This is a genomic window from Gordonia sp. DT218, assembly GCF_049847105.1.
GTDB lineage: Bacteria > Actinomycetota > Actinomycetes > Mycobacteriales > Mycobacteriaceae > Gordonia.
On sequence record NZ_JBNCNS010000003.1, the window covers coordinates 559,987 to 585,677 of the forward strand.

Here is a 25,691-nt window from a genome sequence, read left to right on the forward strand (position 1 = left end):
CCCCGACGTGACCGAACCAGACGAGTCGCACCCCGACGATGAGGCGAACGACATCCCCGACGCCGCGGACACAGCCGCTGATGAGTCCCGCGCCACGGATGAAGCCGTGGCCGACGACACCGTGGCCGACGACACCGTGGCCGACGTGTCAGACGAACCCGCCGCCGACGACTCGCTCGCCGCACCTGAACCCACAGAGCCGATCGACGAGGGCGAGGTCCTCTTCTACGAACCCGGTGGCAGCTGGTGGGTGGTGTCGATCGGCCCGATCCTGATCGGCGCAGTACTCGCGATGGAGATCGCCGGGCCCGGCCAGGTCCACTGGCCGGTGATGATGATCTTCGCGGTGATCCTGGTCGGCTTCTCTCTCGTGCAGGTCCACGCGGCCCGCACCCATGTCAGCGTCCGACTCACCGAGGCGACCTTGCAGCAGGGCACGCGAAAGCTGCTGCTGACCGACATCGCGAAGATCTATCCGGAGAACAACGGCCCCGAGCACCAGACGTGGGAGAGTGCACGGGCTCTGGGGGAACTCCCCGCCGTGCCCCGCCGCCGCAAGGGAGTGGGCGTGAAGCTCGCCGACGGCGGGCTCGCCCAGGCGTGGGCCCGCAACGTCGGGCGGTTCCGCGACGAGCTGACCGTCGCGCACCAGGCCGCGCAGATGGGGCTGCCGCCGCGCGGTAAACGCGACGACAGCTGAGCCCGGTCTACCTCAGCCGTTCGCCAGCATGGCGGCGCCGAGCAGTTCCTCCGGCACACCGAAGGCGTCGACGAGGCTCCGCGCGTGCGGCCGCAGCTCCGTGCACAATTCGTTGACGCCGCGACGGATGGCCTTGGCGCGCTCCACCGAGATGTGCCGGTGCATCAGGAACCACGACATGTCCTCCTCGATGGCCGAGTACACGAACAGATCGCACACCTTGCCCAGAACCTCTGCCGCCGAGCGTGAATCGCAGTCGTTGATGGCCTGGATGAATGCCTCGAGCACGACGCGTTCGGTCCGGGCCCGCCCGACCTTGAGCAGGTGGTCCTGGGCGTTGTTGAAGACCTTGAACGCATCGTTGCCGTCGTCGAGGGCGACCCGCAGACGCTGCGCACAGGTGCGGATCAGGTGATCCTCCCGGTTGCGCAGAAGTCGGATCTGGGTGCCGCGGTTCGTCAGGTTCGACTTCTCGGTGTCCTCGTCGGAGCCCTCGAGCAAGGTCTGCACCACCTGCCGCGCGGCGGTCTTCTCGACCACCACGTCGCGTGCCATCCCCACGACGAACCGGACCCACCCGGCCGTAGAGAGACCCTGCACGTCTTCGGCATAGGCGGACAGTAGTTCTTTGCCGACGAGCTGGGTCAGGACCGTGTTATCGCCCTCGAAGGTGGTGAAGACGTCGATGTCGCCCCGCATGATCGAGAGCTGGTTCTCGTCGAGATAGCCTGCGCCGCCGCATGCCTCGCGGCACTCGTTGATGGTGTGTGACGCGTGCCAGGTGGCGTACGCCTTGAGCCCGGCGGCATCACTCTCCAGCTGTCGCTGACGGCCGGCATCCGAATCGTCCGCCGCGCCGGACTGCACCTCGTGGAGCTCGGACGTGAGCTCGTTCTGCGCGCAGGCGACCGCATACGACTTCGCGATGAGGGGCAGCAACTTCCGCTGATGCGCCAGATAGTCCATCACGACGATTTCATCGGTTCCCTCGGGAGCCTCGAACTGCTTGCGTACCAACCCGTATCGCGTCGCCAGCGTCAGGGCCTTGCGGCCTGCTGCGCCGGCGGTGGCGGCCACGCTCACCCGGCCCCGGATCAACGTGCCGAGCATGGTGAAGAAGCGGCGGTTCGGATTCTCGATGGGTGACGTGTATGTGCCGTCGGCCTCCACGTCGGCGTAACGGTTGAGGAGGTTCTCCGCGGGGATGCGCACCTGGTCGAACATGATCCGGCCGTTGTCCACGCCGGCGAGTCCGCCCTTGTATCCGCAGTCACTGGTGGTCACACCCGGCAGGTCGCCGTTCTCGTCGCGGATCGGCACCACAAAGCAGTGCACACCGCGGCCCGACGGTTCCTCGCCCGGACCGCCGGTGATGAGCTGAGCGAACACCGCGGCCACCTGAGCGTGCTCGGCGGCGCCGCCGATGTAGTCCTTGCGCGCCGACGGCGTCGGCGAGTGGATGACGAACTCCTCGGTCGCCGAGTCGTAGGTCGCGGTCGTCTCCAGCGCCTGCACATTGGACCCGTGGCCGGTCTCGGTCATCGCGAAACAGCCGAGCAGATCCAGGTTGATGATGTCGGTGACGTACCGATCATGGTGACGCGCCGTGCCCAGGTTCTCGACGGCACCGCCGAACAGTCCCCACTGGACGCCGGCCTTGACCATCAGCGACAGGTCCGCGTACCCGAGCATCTCGATGGCCGTGATGGACGCCCCGACGTCGCCGGTCCCGCCGTGGTCGGACGCGAAACCAGCTGCGGCGAAACCGTTCTGCGCCAATTCGCGCATTTCCGCGAGGATGCGCGCACGGGCCTCGTCGAGAGTGCGGGACGGGTCGGGGAGGAGGTCGGAACGGTCGGCGCTCTCGCGGACCAGGTCGCGGGTGGCGCGCCACCGTCCGTCGAGGACGTACCGGAGGTTGTCGACCAGCAGCGCACGCTCGTCGGCCGTCAGGTCGTCGGTGGGCGGCGTGACAGCCTCGGGGTCGTCGGTGACGTCGGCGGGCGGGGTGGCAGGGCTCTCGGTGGATGTCGCCATGTCTCCACGTTACGTACCGGACCGACGCGAGTTGAGGGGTTTGTGGCGGCTGCTACCCGAGGTGCGTTCTGTGTTTCTGGCCGCACCCTTCGCGTTCCGGCTCACGGATCGCCGGGTGGCCAGAAAGGGAAGGGGCGGCCAGAGACGGAAGGTGTGACCGGCAGCGGGAGGGTGTGCGCGTCGGCGATACTGAACCCATGTCGATGGCAACGGATGCGATCACCCCCGATCCGGCGAACTTTCGTGTCCACGTGGTCGCCGAGTCGATCCGGTTGTTCTCCGAGCAGGGCTACGAATCGACGACGGTGGAGCAGATCGCCGTGGCCGCCGGCATCTCGAGGCGCACCTTCTTCCGGCAGTTCGGCGCCAAGGAAGATGTCATCTTCGCCGACCACGAAGCGCTCCTGGCGCAGGTCGCCGCACATCTCGAGGCCGCCGACGGCGATCCGTGGGTGGTGGTGTGCTCGGCCGCCGAACAGGTGTTCGCGCACTTCCGGGACACTCGAGAGCTGGCCGTACGACGGTTCCGGGTGGTGCAAGAGGTGCCCGCACTCCGCGACCGCGAACTGGTCACGACCTATCGATATCAACGGCTCTTCGAAGATTTCCTGCGTGCCCGGTTGCGGGGGGAGTCGCCGGTGCGTGTGGTCGCGTACGCCGCGGCGATCACCGGCGCGCACAACTTTCTCCTGCGGTCCATGATCCGCGGCGACGCCGACGCCACGATGGAACGGTTGCGCGCCGAACTCGGACGGGTGCGCGCAAGCTTCGCCGCGTCCGCGCCGGCGGAGGAATCCGGATCAGCTGAGGCAGAGGCGGGGGCCGGGGCAGGGGCCGTGGTGTCGGTGGTCACCTACCCGTCTGGGACGTCGCCGGCCGAGATTGCCCGGCAGGTCGGCGAACAACTGCGTGCGCAGCAGCCACATCGCGGACAATGAACGAGAGTGCGGCGAACGTGGTTGGCACTGAGTGCCGCAGTGCGTTAGCCTGGACACATCTGATGGCACGCAGTGTCATCGTCATGCACAAGTGCACAGACTCGTAAGGGAGTGATCATGGGATTCGGTAACCCGGAATTCAACGTCTTCGAATTGCCCGAGGAGCATGTGGCGCTGCGCGAGGCGATCCGTGCCTTGTCCGAGAAGGAGATCGAACCGCACGCCGCGGACGTCGATGAGAACTCGCGGTTCCCGCAGGAGGCCCTCGACGCACTCGTCGCGTCCGGGTTCAACGCGATCCATGTGCCAGAGGAGTACGACGGTCAGGGTGCCGACTCCGTCGCCGCCTGCATCGTCATCGAAGAGGTCGCGCGCGTGTGCGCGTCGTCGTCGCTGATCCCGGCCGTCAACAAGCTCGGCACCATGGGGCTGATCCTCAACGGCTCCGACGAACTGAAGAAGCAGGTGCTGCCGTCCATCGCGTCCGGTGAGGCGATGGCGTCCTACGCACTGTCCGAGCGTGAGGCCGGGTCCGACGCCGGCTCGATGAAGACCCGCGCCCGCAAGGACGGCAGCAGCTGGGTGCTCAACGGTTCCAAGTGCTGGATCACCAACGGTGGCAAGTCGAGCTGGTACACGGTGATGGCCGTGACCGACCCGGAAAAGGGCGCCAGCGGCATCTCGTCGTTCATGGTCCACAAGGACGATCCGGGCTTCACCGTCGGCCCGCTGGAGAAGAAGCTCGGCATCAAGGGGTCGCCGACCGCCGAACTCTACTTCGAGGACTGCACCATTCCCGAGGACCGCATCGTCGGCGATGAGGGCACCGGCTTCAAGACCGCGCTGCAGACCCTCGACCACACCCGCCCGACCATCGGCGCGCAGGCCGTCGGCATCGCGCAGGGTGCGCTCGACAAGGCCATCGAATACGTGAAGGACCGCAAGCAGTTCGGTCAGTCGATCAGCAAGTTCCAGGGCGTCGAGTTCATGATCGCCGACATGGCGATGAAGGTCGAGGCGGCCCGTCTGATGGTCTACACGTCGGCCGCTCGCGCCGAGCGTGGTGAGAAGAACCTCGGGTTCATCTCCGCGGCGTCCAAGTGCTTCGCCTCCGATGTCGCGATGGAGGTCACCACCGACGCCGTGCAGCTCTTCGGCGGCGCAGGCTACACCCGCGACTTCCCCGTCGAGCGGATGATGCGCGACGCCAAGATCACCCAGATCTACGAGGGCACCAACCAGATCCAGCGCGTCGTCATGAGTCGCGCGCTGCTGCGCTGATCCTTCCAGACACCGGAACCCTCACCTGTCGCCACAGACCGCCGGCACGCGGAAGGTCCCTGGCGCCAGGTGAGGTTTCTTTGTCTCGTCACGAAGCCTTCGACACCGACAGCATCGTCGTAAGTCGTGCGATCAGGCGCGCACGCTGATCGACATCGTCCCAGCCCCAATGGATCACACGGTTGCCGATCTCGACGAGCGCATCGGTGCGTCCCTTCTCGTAGCGCAGACGGTCGTCGCCGTCTGCGCCCGAGTACTTCGACTTCCCGTCGCTCTCGCCGACGACCCGATGCCGGGGCCAGTAGAAGTCCACCCGCGCGACCCAATTGCCCCACGCGTCGTAGAGGTCCACCTGGAGTTCGGGTGCGGGTAGTCCGGCGTCGAGGATCTCGATGCGACTGCGCGATTCCAGAACCGATTCGGCCACGCCGTCGAGTTCACCGATGACCCGTCTGGCACGGGCCGCACCGGTCATTCCGGTGATCAGGTCGAGTTCGTTCGCCAGGTCGTCCGGGCTGCACAACTCGGCATGCAGCGCCGCATCTCCGAGTGCGATCGCAGGAATCCGTGGCGAATGGCGGGCGATGTCGACGACGACCCGTGCGGGTGCGAGCACCGGAACGCCGTCGACCATGACCGTGGCGGCGGGACGCCGATCCGACACCACACGCAGGACGCCGGTCGATCTCGACCGCGACTTGGTGCCGCTCTGGACCATGGCGACGCGGCCGGTGTCGAGGCCCCACACCGGGAGCCCGAGCACTGCGGCCGCAGACGCGTCGGCGAGCGCACGGCCGGGCGTCGCCGTGCCGCGGGCCCGTGCCAGTGCGAGCTCGCGATGCTGTTGCTCGGGGGTACCGTCGAGCAACTCTGCGGGGATGACCACCCCGGCCGCGAGCGCAGTCAATACGCCGGTCCGGACCGCCGCCCGGAGCTCGTGGTCGGCATAGCCGGCGGAGATCAGTTCAGCGCGGGTGGCCGCGCCTTGCAGCGATGCGAAACCGTCCATGCGATATCAGACGCACCGGACCGGCCGCCGGTTGCAGCAGCGGCGTACGCGACGCAGAGACCGCACTTCTCGTAAACGACCTTTCGCGCGCCAAAGGTCTGTCGCGAGAGGTGCGGTTCCTGGTAGCGGTCAGGCGTAGGCCGGACGGAAGTCGAGACGAACGTGCGCCTTCGCGGCGGCGTCGCGGAAGTCCTTCATGGCGCGCGGCATGTGGAAACCGTTGGTCACGATCAGTGCGCCCGAGGCGCCCATCGCCTTGAGCATGCCAACCGTGTTGCTCGCGTTCTGGACCGTGCTGGTGGACGCACCCTCGTTGACCATCTGCCAGATCGGCACACCACGCTTCAGCAGGCCCACGTTCATGAACTGCGCCTCCGACACCGGTAGCCACCAGGTGTTTCCCCCGGAGACGACCATGCGATTGAACGGGTGCGACCGGGCAAGTCCGGCCGCGACATTCATCCGCTGCTCCAAGATCCCGGGCGTCTGTCCGAAGGTCCCCATCTTGGCGCCGAGCACGACGATGTAGCGCGTCGGCGGGCTCTGCCAGAGGAACAGGCTGTTCGGCGACAGCAGGTCGGAACTACCGGGACCCGGCGCGGCCTGCGCGGGCGCGGCGACCGTGAGGCCCAGTGCGGCGACGAGTGATACGAGAATGGCGGTGACCCTGACACGCATGTGCACGAGTGTACGGACATCGCCGAAAGTCGCATCCGTACGACACAGCCGACGTCCAGCGAATAGCGCCCCTGACCTCAGGTCAGTGCGATGTATTTCACCGACAGATACTCGTCGATGCCCTCACTGCCGCCCTCGCGCCCGATGCCCGATTGCTTGACGCCGCCGAACGGCGCGGCGGGATCGGAGATCACGCCCCTGTTGACGCCCACCATGCCGGAATCGAGAGCTTCCGCGACACGCATGCAGCGATCGAGGTCGCGGCTGTAGAAATACGAGGCGAGTCCGTATTCGGTGGAATTGGCGGCCTTCACAGCGTCGGACTCGGACTCGAAGGTGCTGATCACGGCCACCGGACCGAAGATCTCGCCCCGTGTCACCGGGGCATACGCGTCGACCTGATCGAGCACCGTCGCCGGATAGAAGAATCCCTTGCCCTCGGGCACCTTGCCGCCCAACCGGACTCGTGCGCCGTCGCCGATGGCGCCGTCGACGGCCTCGGCGACCTTGTCCCGCTGTTTGGCGCTGACCAGCGGCCCGAGCGTGATTCCGGAGTCGTAGCCGGGGCCGAGGCGCGCCGCCGACATCTTCTCGGTCAGCTTGGCGGTGAACTCCTCGGCAACACCTGCCTGCACCAGGAACCGGTTGGCCGCGGTGCAGGCCTCCCCGCCGTTGCGCATCTTCGCGGCGAACGCCCCCTCGACCGCGGCGTCGATGTCGGCGTCGTCGAACACCAGGAACGGTGCGTTGCCGCCCAGCTCCATCGACGTGCGCTGCACGCGTTCGGCTGCCTGCCCCAACAGGTTGCGGCCGACGGGGGTGGAGCCGGTGAAACTGATCTTGCGGATCCGATCATCGGTGATGATCGCCGTCGACAGATCGCCCGAGCTGCTCGTCGGCAGCACCGACAACACGCCGCCGGGCAGCCCGGCCTCGGCGAACACCTCGGCGAGGGCCAGCATCGTGAGCGGTGTCTCGTGTGCCGGCTTCACCAGCATGACGTTCCCCGCGGCCAGAGCGGGCGCGATCTTGCGGGTGCCCATCGCGAGCGGGAAGTTCCACGGGGTGATCGCCAGGCACGGACCCACCGGCGCGTGCGAGACGAGGATGCGCCCGTTGCCCGCGGGTGACCGTGTGAACCGGCCGTCGATGCGCACCGCCTCCTCGGCGAACCACCGCAGGAACTCTGTGCCGTACTTGGTTTCCGCGGCACTGTCGGGCAGCGCCCGGCCGAGCTCGAGCGTCATCAGCAGCGCCAGGTCGTCGGCGCGATCGGTGAGCAGCTCGAATGCCCGACGGAGGATCTCACCACGCTCGCGCGGCGCGGTGGCCGCCCAGTCGTCGGCCGCCGCCACCGCCTTGTCGAGTGCCAGGCGCGCATCCTCGACCGTCGCGTCGGCGACGGAGACCAGCTCCTCCTCGGTAGCAGGGTCGTAGACGGCGAATGTGCCGCCCGCCGACGACGGCACCGATGCTCCGTCGATCCAGAGTCCGGTCGGGACGCCGTCGAGAACGGCCTGTGGGTCCATCACGTCATTGTTGCTCATTCGATCTCATATCCTTGTCAGTTGCTTGCGGGCAGGTGTGCGGCGCGGATCAGTCATCGCCGTGACAGGCGTGCGACCCGGGCGAGGGTTCCACATCGAGTGCCGGGTTCCGGTCGAAGAAGCCGAATGGCTTGAGCCAGAACGACACCGTGTCGGCCGGCATCACCGGCCAGTCCTCCGGACGGGTGATGTGATGGATGCCGAAGGTGTACCAGAGCACGACGTCGGTGTCGAGAATCGGACGATCGGCCTTGGTCCATTCACCGAGGCCGGTGTCGTGATCCGACTGATTCACGAACTCGCCTGCCGGCCAACGCTCATCGGGATGATTCGGGGTCACCCACAGCGTGTGGCCGATCACCGTGGCGCGCCGGAAGATGGGTGACGCCGGATCGAACATGGCCGGGAGCGCGGCGGTGGGCGCCAGCTTGTAGGCGGGATGGTGCCCGAGCGTCGTGGTGACGTTGGTGTTGGCGATCTTCCACGCCCGCTGCGTCGCGAAGTTCATGTTCTGCATGCCCTCCGATTCGGTTCGCAACGCGATGTTCTGCTGGATCAGCGACAACCCGAGCGGGTTCCCGGGGCCCATCGGCTCGGCGACGGTCTCCGACGAGAACACCGTGTTGTCGGTGCCGTCGATGTCGAGATCGAGCCGGGCGACCAGGAAATGCTGGTGAAACGGTGCGTAGGTGCGGTTGTCGACGGTGGTGCCGTGCGGGTTCGACGTCACCCCCGGTGGCATCGGGGTGGTGACCATGATGCCGGTGGCCCGCACCTCGCATTCGATGTTGCCGTCCTGATAGAACCGCCAGTAGATAAGGTACTCGTAATTCGCCACGGTGACATGGGAACTCACCGTGAGGCGCCGCATCCGCCGGACCTCGGCGCCGGCGTCGTGGTCGACGTGTTTCCAGAGGACTGCGTTGTCCTCCTCGTGGATGCAGATGGCGTTGGTGATGGTGAACGGCTCGCCGGTGCTGTCGTGCAGCACGGCGTCGAGGTAGCGGATCTCGCCGAGGCAGTCGCAGCCCAGCTCGAGCGAAGTGGTCATGAAGCCGAGGCCCCACTCGCCGATGTCGAATGCGGTGCGGCGGTAGTGGTCCTCGCAATGGTCGCGGTAGGGGACCATCATCTCGGCGAACGAGAGTCGATGTGCAACACTGCGTTCCCGGCCGGCGTCGTGATAGCTGACGGTGTGCAGCGTCATGCCCTCGCGATAGTTGAAACCGATCCGCAACGACCAGTTCTGCCACGTCAGCCGGTTGCCCTCGAGGGTGAAGGACGGACCCTCGGGCTGGGTGATCTCGAGCGGCTTCAGAGGTGGACGTCGGGACTCGTCGCGGACGCGCTGCGGGATGTGTCGGGGCACGTACTCGCCCATCACCTCGGCCTGCTCGAATCCGCCGCTGTCCTCGATGCGCAACAGCTCCATGGTGTTCACGTCGATCACACAATGCAGTCCCGCAACGGGGTTGGCGTACGGATTCGCGCCGTCGGCATCCTTGACCCAGGTGTCCGACCAGCCGAGCCGGCGCCCCTCGAACTCCGTGGGGATCACTGCGCCGCCGTAGGTCCAGGTGTCCATGAAGACCTTGTCGAGGTCGGTGATGCCGCGGCGTGCGAGTGCCGCCTGCACATCGGGATGCGCGCGCAGGGCGCGATCGCATTCCTCGAACTCATCGACGGTGAAGTTCGCCTGGACGCCCGGCAGGTGGTCGAAGGAGTCGACGGTACCGGGTGCGTCGGAATCCGCGCCGAGGGTGACGAATGACTTGTAGGTGGCGTTCTGCCCGGAGTCCAGGCAGATGACGACGGCCCGGCGCGCCGGCACGGTGCCCTCGGCCGCGTACGACGCGAGCTCGGGCTTCGTCGGTTCGGCGAGCTCGATCGAGGCGATCCGCCAGCCGTCGCCCACGCCGTACTCACGCGCGAGAAGGGCGGTGACGGCCCGGAACTCGTCGGCGTCGAGCGGATCGAGAGGATGCCCGAAATCGGTTGCCTGAGCTGCCGTGTCCGTCATGGGCGGTCTCTCCTTGCTCGTCGGTTGCCGTGCTCGTCGCGTACTGGGTTGTCGGAATCCGTGCAGTTCAGTCGGCGGCGAGTGCCTCGGCGATGATGTCGAGTCCCTCGCCGAGTAGTTCGTCGTCGATGGCCAGTGGCGGAAGCAGCCGGAGGATGTTGCCGAAGGTGCCGCAGGTGAGCACGATGACGCCGCGTGAGAGGGCATGTGCGGCCGCGGCTTTGGCCAGTTCCGGATCGGGTTCGGTGGTGCCGGGGCGGACCAGTTCGATGGCGACCATGCCACCCCGGCCGCGGATGTCGCCGATCACGTCGCGTCCTTCTCCGGCCAGGGACGCCGCGGTCGCCGACAGTGACGACAGGATGAGTTCACCGATCTGCCGGGCGCGTGCCGGCAGATCGAGCGTGGTCATCTGGTCGATCGCCGCGAGTGCGGCGGTGCACGCCACCGGGTTGCCGCCGTACGTGCCCCCGAGCCCGCCGGGGTGGACCGCGTCCATCAGTTCGGCGCGTCCGGTGACTGCCGAGAGTGGCATCCCGCCCGCGACTCCCTTCGCCATCGTGACCAGGTCGGGGATCACCCCTTCGTGGTCGCAGGCGAACCAGTCGCCGGTGCGGCAGAAACCGCTCTGCACCTCGTCGGCGATGAACACCACCCCGTTGGCACGGCACCATTGGGCCAGCGTGGGCAGGAATCCCGGTGCGGGAACGATGAACCCGCCCTCACCCTGGATGGGCTCGACGATCACCGCGGCCAGACTGTCGGCACTGATCTGCTTGTCCATCATGGTGATCGCCCGATTCGCGGCGGCCACGCCGTCGGCGCCGAGGGGGTCCCGGTAGGGGTAGCTCATCGGCATCCGGTAGACCTCGGGGGCGAACGGACCGAAATTGTGCTTGTACGGCATCGTCTTCGCGGTCAAGGCCATCGTGAGGTTGGTGCGACCGTGGTAGGCGTGGTCGAACGCGACCACCGCATCGCGACCGGTGGCCAGTCGCGCGATCTTGACGGCGTTCTCCACCGCCTCGGCGCCCGAGTTGAACAGCACGGTGCGTTTCTCGTGATCGCCCGGGGTGAGTTCGTTGAGCTTCTCGGCCACCGCGACGTAACCCTCGTACGGCGTGACCATGAAGCAGGTGTGGGTGAACCGATGAGCCTGCGCGGCAACGGCGTCGGCCACCGCCGGGTTGCTGGCACCCACTGTGGTCACCGCGATGCCGGACCCGAGGTCGATGAGTGAGTTGCCGTCGACGTCGATGATCACGCCACCGTCGGCGTCGACCGCGTACACCGGGGCGGCCGATCCCACGGCGGGCGCCACTGCGGCTCGCCTGCGGACGGTCAGCGCACTCGACCGCGGGCCGGGCAGTTCGGTCACCAGATGTCGCTTCTGCGGCAGCCGATGGGCCATGGTGGTCATCGCATCCACCTCACTCGACGTTGCTCATCACGTGCTTGACCCGGGTGTAGTCCTCGATACCGTAGAGCGACAGGTCTTTTCCATGGCCGGAATGTTTGAAACCGCCGTGCGGCATCTCGGCGACCAACGGTATGTGGCAGTTGACCCACACGCATCCGAAGTCGAGGGCGGCAGACATCCGCATGGCCGTCCCGTGGTCGGTGGTCCAGACGCTCGACGCCAGGCCGTAGGCCACGTCATTGGACATCTCGACCGCCTGCTCCTCGTCGGAGAACGGCTGAACCGTGATCACCGGTCCGAAGGTCTCCTCCTGCACCAGCTTGTCGTCCTGCCGAACGCCGGTGATGATCGTCGGCTCGACGAAGAACCCCTTGTCGCCCTTACGCTTTCCGCCGGTGGCGACCGTCGCGTGCGGCGGGATCCCATCCAGGATGGCGGTGACCTTGGCGAAGTGGTCGATGTTGTTGAGGGGTGGGACGGTGGCCTTCTCCGCCTCCTCGACGAGCAGGTCGACGACCTTGTCGTGGATGGACTCGTGCACCAGGACGCGGGTGACCGCCGTGCAGTCCTGGCCTGCGTTGAAGAACGCGGCCGCCGCGAGCGGTTCGATGGTCTTGTCGAGATCGGCGTCGGCGAACACCACCGCCGGGGCCTTGCCGCCGAGTTCGAGGTGTGCGGTCTTCAGCTGCTGCGCGGCCGACACCGCGACGGCGATCCCGGCCCGCACCGAGCCGGTGATGGACACCATCCTCGGGGTGGGATGACCCACCACGGCCGCCCCGGTCTCGCCGTTGCCCAGCACCACGTTGAGCACGCCCGGCGGCAGGATGCCCCGACTGATCTCGGCCAGCGCGAGGGTGGACTCGGGCGTGGTGTCCGACGGCTTGAGGACCACGGTGTTGCCGGCCGCGATGGCGGGCGCGATCTTCCAGATGGCCATCATGAGCGGGTAGTTCCACGGCGTCACCTGGCCGATCACGCCGACCGGCTCCCGTCGGACGAACGAGGTGTGGCCGGACATGTACTCGCCCGCGGACTTGCCCTCGAGCGTGCGTGCGGCACCCGCGAAGAACCGCACCTGGTCGGCCCCCACGGTGACCTCCTCGACGGCGATCTGCTCCTCGGGCTGGCCGGTGTTGCGGGCCTGAGCGGCGACGAGTTGATCCGACCCGGCCTCGATCGCATCGGCGAGCTTCAACAGCGCCTTTTGGCGCTCGGACGGGGTGGTGGTGCTCCAGCCGGCGAAGGCCGCGGTGGCCGCCGCCATCGCGGTGTCCACGTCGGCGGCGATGGAGACCGGAGACACGGCGACGACGGATTCGTCGACCGGATTGATGATGTCGATGGTCTCGGTGGAGGCTGACGGCACGAACTCGCCGTTGATGTAGTTCTGCAGCACGGACATGGGTCCAGTGTTCGCCTCCACGCGGGCTGACGTGGCCTGACATTCTGTACAGGCCCGGGCGGAGTTCGCTCCATGATGTCCATTCGTCGCTAGGGTGATCTGTGTGACGACCGTCCGGTGGCTGCTTGCGCAGCGCAGGCTCCAGTTGGCGCTGCGTGGCGGGGCCGACGGGCTGGGGCGCTCGCTCGACTGTGCGGTGTCGTCGGAGCTCGCCGACGCCGGTGAGTGGTTGTCGGGCGGGGAGGTGCTGCTGACCACCGGGCTGCGGCTCGGCGACGAGGTGGCCGGGCGCCGTGCGTATCTGGCGGGTCTGGACCAGGTGGGTGTCGCGGCGGTCGGTCTCGGTGTCGGCTTCGGGTTCGACGAGGTGCCCCGGGACATGACGGAGACCGCGGACGAGCTGGGTTTGCCATTATTCGAGGTGCCGCTGCCGATCCCGTTCTCCGCGGTGACCCGGGCCGTGCTCGATCAGATCGCCGCACAACGGTCGGCCCGGCTGGTCACGGCCACCAAGGCGCAGCCGCGGATGACCCGGGCCGCCGCGTCCGGCGGTTCCACGGCGCTGGTTCGCGAGCTCGCCGAGGCCATCGACCAGCACGTGGTACTCCTCGACACCGGCCACTCCGTGGTGGCGACGGCACCGCGCACCATCCCGTCTGCCGACCTCAATCGGATTCGCGATCTGGTGGTGCGCGATCCCGCGTCCGCGGGTGCCGTGTGGATGACCGACGACGCGACGATCACGGTGGCCCGGGTGGGATCGGGTGGTCGGACCTACGGACATCTCGGGGTCGTCGGGACGTCGGCCCTCGACGATGTCGCCCGCATGCTGGTCGGCCACGCCACCTCGCTGCTCGCCATCGAACATGCCAAACCGCGTCAGGTGACACGCGACATCGTGGACCTGCACGACGACGCGGTCGCCCTCGCGGTCGACGGCTCTCCCGCGGGACCGGGACTGCACCGGATCCTCGGGCGCGCAGCGGACCGGGCCGGTCGGGTCCGCGCGGCGGTCTTCACTTTCGCCGACCCCGAGGCCGCCACGCAGGGGCGTCGTCGACTCGTCGACGAACTCGATCATCGATGGCGACCGGTGTTCGTCCATCGGGACGACGTCGAGGTGATCGCCCTGTTGCGCGGCGACGATCACGTGGAGTTCGCCGTCGGCCTGCTGGCCATGATGAATCGCAGCGCACCGGTGTCGGGCGGGATCGGTCCGGCGGCCGAGCTGGGCGAGGTGGGCGAATCGGTGCGGCAGGCGCGACTGGCGTGCCGGTCGGCGGCCGTCGGGCAGCTCGTCGACCTGTGCGGCAGCCGGTCACTGCTGACGATGAATCCGGTGCGGCAGGCGCTGGCCGACGCATCCGCACAACGCCTTTCGCCGGTGATGGCGCACGACGTCCAGCACGGCACGGATCTGCGCGCGAGCCTGCTGGCATTCCTGGAGGCGAACGGCAACTGGGGCGTGGCCGCCGCGGCGCAGGGGGTACACCGCCACACGCTGCGTCACCGGATCGAGCGGATCGAGGACATGCTGGAGGTGGATCTGTCCGATGCGCGGACCCGGGCAGAGCTGCTGTTGATGCTGCTGGGGGCGGACGCATGAGGCGCGCCGCGGCAGTCGTTCTGGCGCTGGTGGTATCGGTTCTCGGGGGTTGCGCGACGGCCACCGACGAGCCGCAGCCGTCCACCTCCATGTCCGCTGCCGACAGCTCGCCGGTGTCTGCGCCCCGGCAGGTCAACCTCGGCGACAGCTACAGCGCTGCCGCGGGAGTGCAACCGCTGGTGGAGGATTCACCCGTGCTGTGCCTGCGGTCGTCGCGCAACTTCGCGCACCTGCTGGCGGCTGCGCGCGGTTACCGGCTGGACGACGTCAGCTGTAGCGGCGCCGACACCGCGGACTTCTTCACGGACCAATATGCCGGTGTACCCGCCCAATTGGATGCCCTCACCGGCACTCCCGACGTGGTGACGGTGATGATCGGCGGCAACGACAGCGCGGTGTACACCACCGCGATCCGCGCGTGCTCCGACGTGGCGGCGACCGATCCGAGTGGGTCGCCCTGTCGCGCAGCGCACGGCCCGGAGTACATCGACATCGTCCGGGAGCGCACGTACCCGTCGCTGGTGAGGGCATTCGAGGCAGTGCGGGCGAAGGCGCCGGACGCGCAGGTGCTGGCGGTCGGCTACCCGTGGATCCTGCCGGCGCAGACGGGCTGCTATCCGACGATGCGTGTGGCATCCGGCGACGTCCCGTATCTCCGTGAACTGCAAGCAGTTCTGAACCGGTCGGTGCAGCGGGCCGCCGAGCAGGCGGGCGCCAACTATGTCGACATGTCCGGAGTGTCGGAGGGGCACGACGCCTGCGAACCGGTGGGTACGCGGTGGATCGAGCCGCAGACCGGCGCAACCGGCGCCGCCCCGGCTCATCCGAACGAGCTGGGGCAGCAGGCGATCGCCGATCAGCTGGCCGCGGCCCTGCGGTAGACGGCGTGGGTCGTCACCTTCGTCACTATGGATGCGGCGTCAGCAGGGTCTCGGATCAATAGTTGTCACGACGGTCCGCCGGTGCCGCATCCATATCGGCTGCCACTTGTCCACAGTCGCAGAACAATCCACAGATCACCCATCCGGCCTGGCGCTGCCGAATTCTGTGAGCCTTTCTGCGTCACGATGACTCCATGGACCTGAGTGATCTCCACATTCCGTACGGAGTCGCATCCTGGGCGCAGCTACGAGGCCTCGATGTCACCCAGAGCCGGCTCCGACGGGCGTGCGCGGACGGCGATCTCAGGTTGTTGCGGCGCGGCTGGTATGCGACTCGGTCGGCGAACATGTCGGTGGCGGCGGCGGTGGCCACCGGTGGTGTGGTCAGTTGTGTGTCGGCGCTGAAACTCCACGGGGTCTGGATTCCTCCCGGGCCCAGCAAGATGCACATTCGCGGTCGTGAGGCGGCACATCGATCCGGTAAGCATCGCTACTGCAAGCAGTACGCGCCCCCGGAGCGGGAGGTCGATGCCGTCGACGAGATCCGGATCGCACTCCGGCATGCCCTCAAATGCCTGGACGAGGAGGGCATCGTCGTCGTCTGCGACTCGATCCTCCATCAGGACCTGCTGGAAAGGTCCGACCTCGACGCGGTGTTCATCGGCGCTCCTCGCCGCATTCGTCGCCTCCTCGACCGGTGCGACGCGAATGCCGAATCGGGCACCGAGACGATGGTCCGATTTCGCCTGCGCGCCCTCGGCATGAGAGTGCGGGTGCAGCAACGGATCATCGGCGTGGGTCGGGTGGATCTGTTGGTCGGCGACCGTCTCATCATCGAGATCGACAGTGTGGAGTACCACGATCGGTCACCGGAACAGATCGAGAAGGATCGTCGGCGGGACGAGGAGGCGGCCCGCCTCGGCTACGTCACCCTGCGGTTCAGTTACCAACGGGTGGTGCATGAGTGGGAACAGGCGGAGGCAACGGTGCTCGACCTGGTTCGCCGGCGTGAGCACGTGAAGAAGCTGGCCGGGGGAGTATCGCGACATGAATACGGCGTCAGCGGGGTCTCGGATCAATAATTGTCACGAGCACCCGCTGACACCGCATCCATATCGCTGTCCGGCCGGCCGGCGTCCGGCCGGCAGGACCCCGGCCGGACCGGCCGCCCACTCAGTGTGCGAGCTCCGCCGGCGCCCGACGCGGCAGCAGCCGGACCACGGGCAGGCAGATCGCGGCCGCGACGAGGACGATCACGAGGCTGATCTCCATCGCATGGACCTCACTGCCGGTGGCCAGCTGGAAGAACACCGTTGTCACTGTCGCGGAGCCGATTCCGGTGGCCAGCTGTTGGATCGCCGACATCGAACCGCTGGCACTGCCGGCCTCGTCGGCGTCGATGTCGCCGAGTGCGATGTCGAAGATCGTGCCGTAGCACGCGCCCATCCCGAGGCCGATCACGAAGATCGGCGGGGCCATCATCCAGAGACCGAGATCGGTGCCGGACGCGGCGACGAGGGCGAGCAGCCAGCCGACCCCGACGACGATCCCGCCCAGACCGAGCACGACGAGGGTCCGCCCGAGCCGGGTCATCAATCCGCCCATGGTCGCGCCGGCGGCGACGATGATGCCGAGGGTCAGCGGCAGCAGGCCGAGCGATGCTTCGCGGGCCGATGCCCCGATGCCCAGTTGCATGAACAGCGACAACACGTAGACGAGTCCGCTGGTGGCGGCGAACACGAGAAGTCCCATCACCAGGCCCGACGTGAAGCCGCGGTTCTTGAAGAGGCTGGGTCGCAACAACGGGTCGGCGGTGTGGGCCTGCCGGTACGCGAACAATGCTGCGGCGCAGGCGCCGACGATCAGGGACGCGATGGGGACCGGGCCCCAGCCGGCCGTCGAACCCTCGATGAGACCGAACATCAGCCCGAACATCGCGACCGCCAGGATGCCCGAACCCCACCCGTCGATCACGGTGTCGCGGTCGCCGTCGTCGCGGGGTAGCAGGCGAACGGCGAGGGCGAGTCCGATGACGCCGAGCACGACGTTGACCAGAAAGATCGGACGCCACGACAACCCCGCGATGTCCCAGTCGATGACAAAGCCGGCGAGGACGGGCCCGCCCACCGAGGCGATGCCGAGCAGTGGTCCGAACAGCCCGAAGGCCTTGGCGAGCATCTCGCGCGAGAAGGTCCTGGTCATGATGGCCATGCCCTGCGGCAGCATCAACGCGCCGAAAGCGCCCTGGGCCACCCGCGCGACCACGAGGAGCAAGGCGTCGGGGGAGAGGCCACACACCGCCGACGCGATGGTGAACCCGGCCATGCCGACCAGGAACACCCGGCGTTGCCCGAATTTGTCGCCGAGTCGCCCGCCGACCACGAGCAGCACTCCCATCGCCAGCGCGTAACTGGCGCCGAGCCACTTGATGAGGCCCTCGCCCGCGCCGAGTTCGTCGGCGATCGTCGGCGCCGCGATGTTGGTCACCGTCGAATCGATCATGTCCAACGCGTCGGCCAGGAGCACCAGGCCAAGGATTGCCCACATCAGCAGGGTGGACGGCCCGGATCTGGCCGGGGATGTGTCGTATGTCGTCGTCATGGCGGACCTCCATCTCGTAGTCGGTATGAAAGTAGAATAACTCTACAAATGGACTTACTACAAGAATGTAAACTGTGACCATGACGACAACACCTGCCGCGATGGGCCGCCGCGAGCGGAAGAAGGCGCAGACGCGTCAGGCGATCAGCGACGCAGCGATGAAGCTCTTCCGGCAGCGCGGGTACGACAACGTGACGGTGGCGGAGGTGGCCGAGGCGGCCGACACGGCGGTAGCGACCGTCTTCAAGCACTTCGTCGACGGCAAGCCGGCCCTGATCTTCGACGACGGCACCGAGCGGCGGGAGGGGATAGTCGCGGCGATCCGCGATCGGGCCCCCGATCGTTCGGCGCTGGCCGCCGTCGGCGATTTCCTGCTCACCCGGGGCCCGTTCCTCGAGGAGCCCGACGCCGAATGGGCGGAGCGCACCCGGTTGATCATGGACACGCCCGCGCTCACCGACTACTCACGCAAGCTCTGGATGGCCGGCGAAGGTGACCTGGCGGCGGTGCTCGCCGATGCCTACGGCCGCGAGCCCGACGACATCCAGATCCGAGCGCTCGCACGGTATCTGCTGGAGATCCCCGGGCTCACCGGGTTCCGGCCGGACTCCCGCGCGGCCCTGCAGGCGATCGTCGATCTGCTCGACAACGGATGGTCGACGGAATCTCACCGCGGGTGACCGTCGTCACCGACCTGTTGACGCAGGCTGAGAGCAGCCTGAACGATTTGGGCCCCGTCGGCGCGGTTTGGAACACTGGAGGCCGTGACCCGATCCGCTGATGCCGCCGCGAAGTCCGCAGAACTCTTTCGCCGCGCCACGGCGGCCACTCCCGGCGGCGTCAACTCACCGGTCCGCGCCTTCTCCGCGGTGGGCGGCCATCCCCGGTTCATCGCCTCGGCCAAGGGCTGCCACCTCACCGACGTCGACGGCAACGACTACGTCGACCTCGTCAGCTCGTGGGGGCCGATGATCCTCGGCCACGCCCATCCCGCCGTCGTGGAGGCAGTCCAGAAGGCCGCCGCAGGCGGACTCTCGTTCGGTGCTCCGACCGAGGGCGAGATCGAGTTGGCCGAGGAGATCATCGACCGGGTCGACCCGGTCGAGCGTGTCCGCCTGGTCAACTCCGGTACCGAGGCCACCATGTCGGCGATCAGGCTGGCGCGCGGATTCACCGGCCGATCCAAGATCATCAAGTTCTCCGGCTGCTATCACGGCCATGTCGACGCGCTGCTGGCCGATGCCGGCTCGGGCGTCGCGACACTCGGCCTGCCCACCTCGCCCGGGGTCACCGGCGCCTCCGCCCACGACACCCTCGTGTTGCCCTACAACGACCTCAAGGCCGTCGCGAAGGCCTTCGAGGAGTTCGGCCACGAGATCGCCGCGGTGATCACCGAGGCTGCTGCCGGCAACATGGGCGCTATCGCCCCGCACGACGGTTTCAACGCCGGCCTGCGGGAACTGACTCGCCGGCACGGTGCGCTGCTGATCATCGACGAGGTCATGACGGGTTTCCGGGTGAGTCCGGCCGGCTGGTACGGCATCGAGGGCGTGGCCGGTGACGTCTACACCTTCGGCAAGGTGATGAGCGGCGGTCTGCCCGCGGCGGCATTCGGCGGCCGCACCGACATCATGGAGTACCTCGCCCCGACCGGACCGGTGTACCAGGCGGGCACGCTGTCGGGGAACCCGGTCGCCGTGGCCGCCGGGCTCGCGACCCTCCGGCACGCCGACGCGCAGACCTACACCGATCTCGACGCCAACGCGGATCGTCTGGCGGCCCTGTTCACCGAGGCGCTGAGCGCCGAGGGAGTGGCGCACCGCGTGCAGAAGGCGGGCAATCTGCTCAGCGTGTTCTTCACCGATCGGGCCGACCCGATCACCGACTATGCCGGCGTCAAGGCCACCGAGACCTGGCGGTTCGCGCCGTTCTTCCACGCGCTGCTCGAGCGCGGGGTCTATCCGCCGCCGAGCGCGTTCGAGGCCTGGTTTGTCAGCGCGGCGCTGGACGAGGATGCTTTCTCACGAATCGCCGACGCGTTGCCGGCTGCGGCCCGGGCCGCAGCACGCGCATCGGCCAGTGCAACGGGGGAGTCCCAGTGACCAACACGATCGTCCACATGATGCGGCACGGTGAGGTGCACAATCCCGACGGCATCCTCTACGGGCGGCTACCGGGCTTCCGGCTGTCGGACAGCGGTCGCGCGCAGGCCAACAAGGTCGCCGACACGCTCGCCGACCACGATGTGACCGCGGTGTTCGCGTCGCCGCTGCAGCGGGCCCAGGAGACGGCGACACCCATCGCGGGCGCCCATGGGCTGACCATCGTCACCAACGACGAGCTCATCGAGGCCGACAACGTCTTCGAGGGTCTCAAGGTCTCGGTCGGCGACGGCGCCCTCGGCAAGCCCCGGCACTGGCCCAAGATGCGTGACCCGTTCACCCCGTCGTGGGGCGAGCCGTACATCCAGCTCGCGCACCGCATGCTGGCCGCCGCCAACAAGGCACGTGACGCCGCCCGCGGTCACGAGGCCATCTGTGTCAGCCATCAGCTGCCGGTCTACACGCTGCGTCGCTTCCTGGAGGGCCAGCGGCTCTGGCACGACCCGCGTCGCCGGCAGTGCTCGCTGGCCTCGCTGACCAGCCTCATCTACGAGGGCGACGCCCTCGTCGACATCATCTACTCCGAGCCGGCCGGTGCGTCGGACCCGTTGGCAACGGGAGCGTAAGGACGAGCGTGCGAAGGTTCTGCCTGCTGGTTGCGGTACTGGCGGCCCTGATCGGGGTGATCAGTGGCTGCGGCACCGGCGACGACGCAGTGGCGCAGGGGGACACCTTCCAGTTCGTCTCCCCGGGTGGGCAGACGGTGATCACGTATCCGCCCGCCGACCGCAAGAAGGTCGCCGACCTGTCGGGACCGGACCTCGTCACCGACCAGCCTCTGTCGCTGTCCGACGCCCGGTTCCGCGACAAGGCCGTCGTCATCAACGTCTGGGGTTCGTGGTGTGGGCCGTGCCGCGGTGAGGCCGACGACCTCGAGCGCGTCTACGAGCAGACCAAGGACCTCGGTGTCGAGTTCCTCGGTATCAATCTGCGCGACGACCGGCAGTCGGCCAAGGACTTCGTCGCCGACCGCAACGTCGGTTACCCGTCGATCTACGACTACGACGGCATCACGCTGTCGAGCCTCACCACACCGACCGCCGTGGTGCCGACCACGGTCGTCCTGGACCGTCAGCATCGGCCCGCCGCAGTGTTCCTCAAGGCGGTGACGGCCGACGAGCTCGACGCGACCGTCCGGAAGGTCGCTGCCGAGTCGGTGTCGACCCCGGCGTCGTCCACTCCGGGTTCGCCCGCTCCGCAGTCGCCGGCCACCTCGGCCCCGGGCCGACCATGACGATGATCGAACTCGCACCCCAGGCCGCCATCGGTGACACATTCGCCACCACGGTGTCGAGCGGGCCGCTGCTGCTCGCGCTCGCCGCGTGTGTGGTCGCCGGACTGGTGTCCTTCGCGTCACCCTGCGTCGTCCCGCTGGTGCCCGGCTACCTGTCCTACCTTGCCGGGCTCGTCGGAGCCGAGGCCCCGGCCGTCACCGTCGGCGAACCGGCCAAGCGCGGCCGATCGCGGGTCGCGGTCGCGGCCGGACTCTTCGTCCTCGGATTCACCGTCATCTTCGTCGCGGCCACCGCGAGCGTGCTCGGTATCACCAACACATTTGTGGTGAATCGCGAAGTGCTGCAACGTATCGGCGGTGTGGTGACCATCCTGATGGGCCTGGTGTTCATCGGGCTGGTGCCGATGGCGCAGCACGAGTTCCGATTCGCGCCCCGCCAGATGTCCAACCTGGTGGGGGCGCCCCTGCTGGGTGCGGTGTTCGCCCTCGGCTGGACACCCTGCCTCGGGCCGACCCTCGCCGCGGTCATCGCGACCGCCAGCGGCACCGAGGGCGCGACCGCCGCCAAGGGCGTCGCACTCATCGTCGCCTACTGCGCGGGCCTCGGCATCCCGTTCGTCGTGCTCGCGTTCTCGTCGGCCTGGGCCCTGCGCAGCCTCGGCTGGCTGCGCAACCACGCCCGGGCGATCCAGATCTTCGGCGGAATCATGCTCATCGCCGTCGGCGTCGCCCTGGTGACCGGGCTCTGGGATCAGTTCATCGTCTGGGTCCGCGACGCCTTCATCACCGACACGGAGCTGCCCGTATGACCGATACAGACGTGACCCCCGACGCCGAGGTGTCCGGCCCGACGCCGGGCCCGTCGCGCCCGCATTGGATCTTCCGCCGCGTGCTCTGGCCGCTCCGCAATCTCTGGCGCTCGCTCACCTCGATGCGGACCGCACTGGTCCTGCTGTTCCTGCTCGCCCTTGCCGCGATCCCCGGAGCACTCCTCCCGCAGCGGCCGCTGAACGAACAGAAGACACAGGCCTACATAGACCAACACGGCTGGCTCGGCCAGTGGATGGACCGACTCCAGCTGTTCGACGTGTTCGCCAGCGCCTGGTTCACCGCGATCTATGTACTCCTGTTCGTCTCGCTCGTCGGGTGCCTGACGCCGCGGATGATCGAGCACTTCCACAGCCTGCGGGCCAAACCCGTTGCCGCACCGCGAAATCTGAAGCGCCTGCCGCGACACGTCGAGCACGAGGTGGACGGCGACCCCGAGGGCCTGGCGCGACGCATCTCCGGCAATCTCCGCGGATGGCGACGCACCACCGTCGTCAAGGACGACGGCGTCGTCGAGGTCTCGGCCGAGAAGGGCTACCTCCGCGAGTTCGGCAACCTGGTCTTCCATTTCGCGCTCCTCGCGCTCCTGGTGTCGATCGCCTTCGGCAAACTGTACGGCTACGAGGGCACCCGCAGCCTGGTCGCCGACGGCGAGCAAGGCCTCTGCAATACCTCGACCGCCGTCTATGACTCGTTCAAGGCGGGCAATCTCGTCGACGGTACCGACCTCGACCCGTTCTGTTTCCGCGTCGACGGCTTCGACGCGACCTTCCTGCCCAACGGGCAGCCGGACATGTACACGGCCAAGGTGCGCTACACCGACGGCGTCCGGCAGACGGACCCGTCGACCTGGAAGTCGACGAAGATCCGGGTGAACGACCCGTTGCGGGTGGCCGGTGACCGCGTCTACGTGCTCGGCAACGGCTACGCCCCGACATTCACGGTCACGTTCCCGAACGGTGAACAGCGTCAGCAGACGGCGTTGTTCATCCCGGAGGAGATGCAGACGATGATGTCGTCGGGGGCGGCGCGTTTCGACACCCCGGCCGGGCTCTACCCGAACGAAGACGAGCGTCGCTCGCATCAGGTGGCCCTCGAAGGGCTGTTCGCCCCGACCGCCAATTACCACGGCACCCTGCTGACCTCGTCGTCGCCGATTCCCAAGGACCCGGCGGTGGCGATCCGCATCTATGAGGGCGACACCGGGCTCGACACCGGCAAACCGCAGAATGCGTACTCCCTGGACCAGACGCTCATCGAGCAGGGACGCCTGCAGCAGCGTGCGCAGGTGAACCTGGCGCAGGGGCAGACCCACGCGCTCGCCGACGGCACCTCGGTGCGATTCGACGGCTATCAGCGATGGGTGTCGGTGCAGGTCTCGCACGATCCCTCGCAGGTCTGGGTCCTGGTCTCGGCGATCACGATGCTCGGCGGCCTGCTCGTGTCGCTGCTGATCCGGCGCCGGCGCATCTGGGTCCGACTCGTGCCCGTCCCCGGTACGGTTTCCGGTGACCCCGGCGAACGACGTACTGTAGTAGAAATTGCCGGTCTGGCACGCACCGATCAGGCGGGCTGGGGCGAGGGATTCGAGGAGCAGGCCCACGACCTGGTGCGCGACCCGGCCGACCCGGACGCCGAGCGCACCTCGCGGGTACGTCGGCTACGTGTGCGGCGTCTGTAAGCGGGATCGACTGAGAGGACGAGTGCGATGAACACCGGTTCGATACACGTCGACGAGACACTGGCGCGATACTCCGATCTGCTGTTCGGTACGGCCATCACCATCTACGTGCTCGCGATGCTCCTGTTCCTGGCGGCACTCGCCGGTGCCCGTAGCCGCAAGCTGACGTCGACGGCCCAACTGGTCACCGCGGGTGGGTCCGGGGTGGCCGTGGACGATCGGGCGCCCGGCAAGGTCGCCGACACACCCCGCCGCAATCTCGGCGACCGGCTCGGCAACATGGCCTATCCGGTGGTCGTCGTCGGACTGATCGCGCATGTGGCATCCATCGTGCTGCGGGGTATGGCGACCGAGCGTCCGCCGTGGGGCAACATGTACGAGTTCATCTCGCTGACGTGTGCGGCCTGTGTCATCGCCGGCCTGGTAGTGCTGCGCAAGCCCGAACACCGGCCGTTGCTGACCTTTGTGCTGCTACCGGTTTCGCTGCTGATGTTCATCGGCGGTCGCTGGCTGTACACGCAGGCCGCTCCGGTGGTCCCCGCGCTGAAGTCCTACTGGCTCGCGATTCACGTCTCGATCATCTCGGTGTCGTCGGGCGTGCTGCTGGTGTCGGGCGTGGCCAGTGCGCTCTACCTGATCAAGATGCGGTGGGGTCGCCCGGAGAGCGACGATCCGGCGGCCGCCGGATCCGGCATCGTCGCGGGTGTGCGACGGGTCATCGACCGAATCCCGAACGCGGACACGCTCGACCGGCTCGCCTACAAGTGCGTCGTCTTCGGATTCCCGCTGTTCGGTCTCGGCGTCATCTGCGGTGCGATCTGGGCCGAGTCGGCATGGGGCCGGTTCTGGGGCTGGGATCCCAAGGAGACGGTGTCGTTCATCGCCTGGGTGATCTATGCGGCGTATCTCCATGCTCGGGCGACGGCGGGCTGGCGGAGCAACGCGGCCGCCTGGATCAACGTCGCGGGCTTTGTGGCGCTGCTGTTCAACCTGTTCATCATCAACCTGGTGGTGTCCGGCCTGCACTCCTACGCGGGACTCTGACCGCTGTCTTCGCCGGGAGGCGTCCGCTGGGTCTCCACAGCCTGCGCCTTGACCATCTTGAGCAGCGCGATCACGACGTCGATGGTGTCCGGGCAGATCGAGCGGACGTCGATCCCGGACAGATGCGTTCCAGTGGTCGCCAGCATCTCCACGTAGTCGCGCTGCTGGCGGACGCGCTCGAGGTCTTCGTCGGGATTGGCGAGGAAGTAGGTGACGCTGACCTCGAACGCCCGCGCGATGGCCTCGACGGTCCGGAACGACGGCGTCCGGGCCTTGCCCGTCCGGAGTTGCGAGATGTAGGCGTCCGAGAGCGAATATCCGAGGTCGTTGGCCCGTTCGGCGATCTTCTTACCCGTGTAGGGCACGCCGTTCTCATCCCGCGAATGCTCGAAGAGGTAGCCCAGCTTCTGTGCAAAGCCGGGCTCGTCGTCGGGCGTCGGGCGCCCCCGCTCGGGCGTCAACGTCGGTTGTCCGCGCGTGATTCGTTGATCTCCTGCACCTTTCGCCGGGCCCACACGGTGGCACCCACTGCGTGATGGAAAGAGATTACCCTACCTGCCAGTAGGGTACGCGGGCGTAAGTCCGGGATTCTGCGACGTCAGGACGGATATTGCGTGGA

General features: G+C 67.7%; 22 protein-coding genes. 13 read left to right on the plus strand and 9 right to left on the minus strand.

The genetic code is table 11. The annotated features are described in order from the left end of the window. The first annotated feature begins 7 nt into the window (after positions 1–7). Positions 8–700 (plus strand): DUF3093 domain-containing protein, encoded by a 693-nt coding sequence (locus tag ACPXCG_RS14155; protein ID WP_425792587.1) that lies wholly within the window; start codon positions 8–10, stop codon positions 698–700. Positions 701–712: 12 nt separating this feature from the next. Here the strand turns inward: ACPXCG_RS14155 and ACPXCG_RS14160 are convergent, their stop codons facing one another. Continuing rightward, the gene (locus ACPXCG_RS14160; RefSeq protein ID WP_425792588.1) at positions 713–2,737 is read right to left on the minus strand and encodes an acyl-CoA dehydrogenase; all 2,025 of its coding nucleotides are present in this window, start codon (positions 2,735–2,737) and stop codon (positions 713–715) included. A gap of 197 nt (positions 2,738–2,934) precedes the next feature. On the opposite strand from ACPXCG_RS14160, the gene ACPXCG_RS14165 reads away from it, so the two are divergent. Both ACPXCG_RS14165 and ACPXCG_RS14170 read left to right on the plus strand, forming a co-directional pair. Next, entirely contained in the window at positions 2,935–3,675 is a 741-nt protein-coding gene (locus tag ACPXCG_RS14165; RefSeq protein WP_425792589.1) for a TetR family transcriptional regulator, read from the plus strand. Positions 3,676–3,792: 117 nt separating this feature from the next. Next, positions 3,793–4,956 carry an acyl-CoA dehydrogenase gene (locus ACPXCG_RS14170; protein ID WP_425792590.1) on the plus strand — a complete coding sequence of 388 codons (1,164 nt, stop codon included), beginning with the start codon at positions 3,793–3,795 and terminating at the stop codon, positions 4,954–4,956. 88 nt (positions 4,957–5,044) lie between these two features. Here ACPXCG_RS14170 and ACPXCG_RS14175 read toward each other — a convergent pair whose 3' ends face one another. The 6 genes from ACPXCG_RS14175 to ACPXCG_RS14200 all read right to left on the minus strand — a co-directional run bounded on the left by ACPXCG_RS14175 (position 5,045) and on the right by ACPXCG_RS14200 (position 13,035). Continuing rightward, a complete protein-coding gene (locus ACPXCG_RS14175) occupies positions 5,045–5,965 on the minus strand; it encodes a type IV toxin-antitoxin system AbiEi family antitoxin (RefSeq protein ID WP_425792591.1) in 921 nt (306 codons plus the stop codon). A gap of 129 nt (positions 5,966–6,094) precedes the next feature. Continuing rightward, entirely contained in the window at positions 6,095–6,643 is a 549-nt protein-coding gene (locus tag ACPXCG_RS14180) for a YdcF family protein (protein ID WP_425792592.1), read from the minus strand. 77 nt (positions 6,644–6,720) lie between these two features. Further along, positions 6,721–8,190, minus strand: coding sequence for an NAD-dependent succinate-semialdehyde dehydrogenase (locus ACPXCG_RS14185; RefSeq protein WP_425792593.1), 1,470 nt, complete (start codon positions 8,188–8,190; stop codon positions 6,721–6,723). A gap of 49 nt (positions 8,191–8,239) precedes the next feature. Further along, complete coding sequence (locus ACPXCG_RS14190) at positions 8,240–10,210, minus strand: primary-amine oxidase (RefSeq protein WP_425792594.1); 1,971 nt, start codon at positions 10,208–10,210, stop codon at positions 8,240–8,242. Positions 10,211–10,277: 67 nt separating this feature from the next. Then, entirely contained in the window at positions 10,278–11,630 is a 1,353-nt protein-coding gene (gabT, locus tag ACPXCG_RS14195) for a 4-aminobutyrate--2-oxoglutarate transaminase (RefSeq protein WP_425792595.1), read from the minus strand. A 10-nt stretch (positions 11,631–11,640) separates the two neighbouring features. Further along, a complete protein-coding gene (locus tag ACPXCG_RS14200; protein WP_425792596.1) occupies positions 11,641–13,035 on the minus strand; it encodes an aminobutyraldehyde dehydrogenase in 1,395 nt (464 codons plus the stop codon). A gap of 103 nt (positions 13,036–13,138) precedes the next feature. Between ACPXCG_RS14200 and ACPXCG_RS14205 the strand changes: the two genes are divergently transcribed. From ACPXCG_RS14205 to ACPXCG_RS14215, 3 genes are all read left to right on the plus strand, one after another. Continuing rightward, positions 13,139–14,641 carry a PucR family transcriptional regulator ligand-binding domain-containing protein gene (locus tag ACPXCG_RS14205; protein WP_425792597.1) on the plus strand — a complete coding sequence of 501 codons (1,503 nt, stop codon included), beginning with the start codon at positions 13,139–13,141 and terminating at the stop codon, positions 14,639–14,641. Continuing rightward, positions 14,638–15,522: an SGNH/GDSL hydrolase family protein gene (locus ACPXCG_RS14210; RefSeq protein ID WP_425792598.1), complete on the plus strand. Its 885-nt coding sequence runs from the start codon at positions 14,638–14,640 to the stop codon at positions 15,520–15,522. The genes ACPXCG_RS14205 and ACPXCG_RS14210 overlap by 4 nt, the downstream gene beginning before the upstream one ends. 194 nt (positions 15,523–15,716) lie before the next feature. Then, positions 15,717–16,604: a DUF559 domain-containing protein gene (locus tag ACPXCG_RS14215; RefSeq protein ID WP_425792599.1), complete on the plus strand. Its 888-nt coding sequence runs from the start codon at positions 15,717–15,719 to the stop codon at positions 16,602–16,604. A gap of 91 nt (positions 16,605–16,695) precedes the next feature. On the opposite strand, the gene ACPXCG_RS14220 is transcribed toward ACPXCG_RS14215, so the two are convergent. Beyond that, positions 16,696–18,123, minus strand: a complete 1,428-nt coding sequence (locus ACPXCG_RS14220; RefSeq protein WP_425792600.1) for an MFS transporter — start codon at positions 18,121–18,123, stop codon at positions 16,696–16,698. Between the two features lie 80 nt (positions 18,124–18,203). On the opposite strand from ACPXCG_RS14220, the gene ACPXCG_RS14225 reads away from it, so the two are divergent. From ACPXCG_RS14225 to ccsB, 7 genes are all read left to right on the plus strand, one after another. Further along, positions 18,204–18,803: a TetR family transcriptional regulator gene (locus tag ACPXCG_RS14225; protein WP_425792601.1), complete on the plus strand. Its 600-nt coding sequence runs from the start codon at positions 18,204–18,206 to the stop codon at positions 18,801–18,803. An 84-nt stretch (positions 18,804–18,887) separates the two neighbouring features. After that, the gene (hemL, locus tag ACPXCG_RS14230) at positions 18,888–20,225 is read left to right on the plus strand and encodes a glutamate-1-semialdehyde 2,1-aminomutase (protein ID WP_425792602.1); all 1,338 of its coding nucleotides are present in this window, start codon (positions 18,888–18,890) and stop codon (positions 20,223–20,225) included. Between the two features lie 17 nt (positions 20,226–20,242). Then, entirely contained in the window at positions 20,243–20,851 is a 609-nt protein-coding gene (locus ACPXCG_RS14235; protein WP_425792838.1) for a histidine phosphatase family protein, read from the plus strand. An 8-nt stretch (positions 20,852–20,859) separates the two neighbouring features. After that, the gene (locus ACPXCG_RS14240; protein WP_425792603.1) at positions 20,860–21,519 is read left to right on the plus strand and encodes a TlpA family protein disulfide reductase; all 660 of its coding nucleotides are present in this window, start codon (positions 20,860–20,862) and stop codon (positions 21,517–21,519) included. A gap of 2 nt (positions 21,520–21,521) precedes the next feature. Then, on the plus strand, positions 21,522–22,328 hold the full coding sequence (locus ACPXCG_RS14245) for a cytochrome c biogenesis CcdA family protein (protein WP_425792604.1): 807 nt from the start codon (positions 21,522–21,524) through the stop codon (positions 22,326–22,328). Then, a complete protein-coding gene (gene resB / locus ACPXCG_RS14250) occupies positions 22,325–24,028 on the plus strand; it encodes a cytochrome c biogenesis protein ResB (RefSeq protein ID WP_425792605.1) in 1,704 nt (567 codons plus the stop codon). The genes ACPXCG_RS14245 and resB overlap by 4 nt, the downstream gene beginning before the upstream one ends. 27 nt (positions 24,029–24,055) lie before the next feature. After that, a complete protein-coding gene (gene ccsB / locus ACPXCG_RS14255; RefSeq protein ID WP_425792606.1) occupies positions 24,056–25,072 on the plus strand; it encodes a c-type cytochrome biogenesis protein CcsB in 1,017 nt (338 codons plus the stop codon). Here ccsB and ACPXCG_RS14260 read toward each other — a convergent pair. Further along, a complete protein-coding gene (locus ACPXCG_RS14260) occupies positions 25,057–25,533 on the minus strand; it encodes a helix-turn-helix domain-containing protein (protein WP_425792607.1) in 477 nt (158 codons plus the stop codon). The two genes, ccsB and ACPXCG_RS14260, sit on opposite strands and share 16 nt — an antisense overlap. Positions 25,534–25,691 lie beyond the last annotated feature (158 nt).

Bases quoted from the DNA above. Each gene is read 5' to 3' on its own strand.
- ACPXCG_RS14160 (WP_425792588.1), bottom strand. From the start codon at position 2,737: ATGGCGACATCCACCGAGAGCCCTGCCACCCCGCCCGCCGACGTCACC.
- ACPXCG_RS14165 (WP_425792589.1), top strand. From the start codon at position 2,935: ATGTCGATGGCAACGGATGCGATCACCCCCGATCCGGCGAACTTTCGT.
- ACPXCG_RS14170 (WP_425792590.1), top strand. From the start codon at position 3,793: ATGGGATTCGGTAACCCGGAATTCAACGTCTTCGAATTGCCCGAGGAG.
- ACPXCG_RS14175 (WP_425792591.1), bottom strand. From the start codon at position 5,965: ATGGACGGTTTCGCATCGCTGCAAGGCGCGGCCACCCGCGCTGAACTG.
- ACPXCG_RS14180 (WP_425792592.1), bottom strand. From the start codon at position 6,643: ATGCGTGTCAGGGTCACCGCCATTCTCGTATCACTCGTCGCCGCACTG.
- ACPXCG_RS14185 (WP_425792593.1), bottom strand. From the start codon at position 8,190: ATGAGCAACAATGACGTGATGGACCCACAGGCCGTTCTCGACGGCGTC.
- ACPXCG_RS14190 (WP_425792594.1), bottom strand. From the start codon at position 10,210: ATGACGGACACGGCAGCTCAGGCAACCGATTTCGGGCATCCTCTCGAT.
- gabT (WP_425792595.1), bottom strand. From the start codon at position 11,630: ATGACCACCATGGCCCATCGGCTGCCGCAGAAGCGACATCTGGTGACC.
- ACPXCG_RS14200 (WP_425792596.1), bottom strand. From the start codon at position 13,035: ATGTCCGTGCTGCAGAACTACATCAACGGCGAGTTCGTGCCGTCAGCC.
- ACPXCG_RS14210 (WP_425792598.1), top strand. From the start codon at position 14,638: ATGAGGCGCGCCGCGGCAGTCGTTCTGGCGCTGGTGGTATCGGTTCTC.
- ACPXCG_RS14215 (WP_425792599.1), top strand. From the start codon at position 15,717: ATGGACCTGAGTGATCTCCACATTCCGTACGGAGTCGCATCCTGGGCG.
- ACPXCG_RS14220 (WP_425792600.1), bottom strand. From the start codon at position 18,123: ATGACGACGACATACGACACATCCCCGGCCAGATCCGGGCCGTCCACC.
- ACPXCG_RS14225 (WP_425792601.1), top strand. From the start codon at position 18,204: ATGACGACAACACCTGCCGCGATGGGCCGCCGCGAGCGGAAGAAGGCG.
- ACPXCG_RS14235 (WP_425792838.1), top strand. From the start codon at position 20,243: ATGATGCGGCACGGTGAGGTGCACAATCCCGACGGCATCCTCTACGGG.
- ACPXCG_RS14245 (WP_425792604.1), top strand. From the start codon at position 21,522: ATGATCGAACTCGCACCCCAGGCCGCCATCGGTGACACATTCGCCACC.
- resB (WP_425792605.1), top strand. From the start codon at position 22,325: ATGACCGATACAGACGTGACCCCCGACGCCGAGGTGTCCGGCCCGACG.
- ccsB (WP_425792606.1), top strand. From the start codon at position 24,056: ATGAACACCGGTTCGATACACGTCGACGAGACACTGGCGCGATACTCC.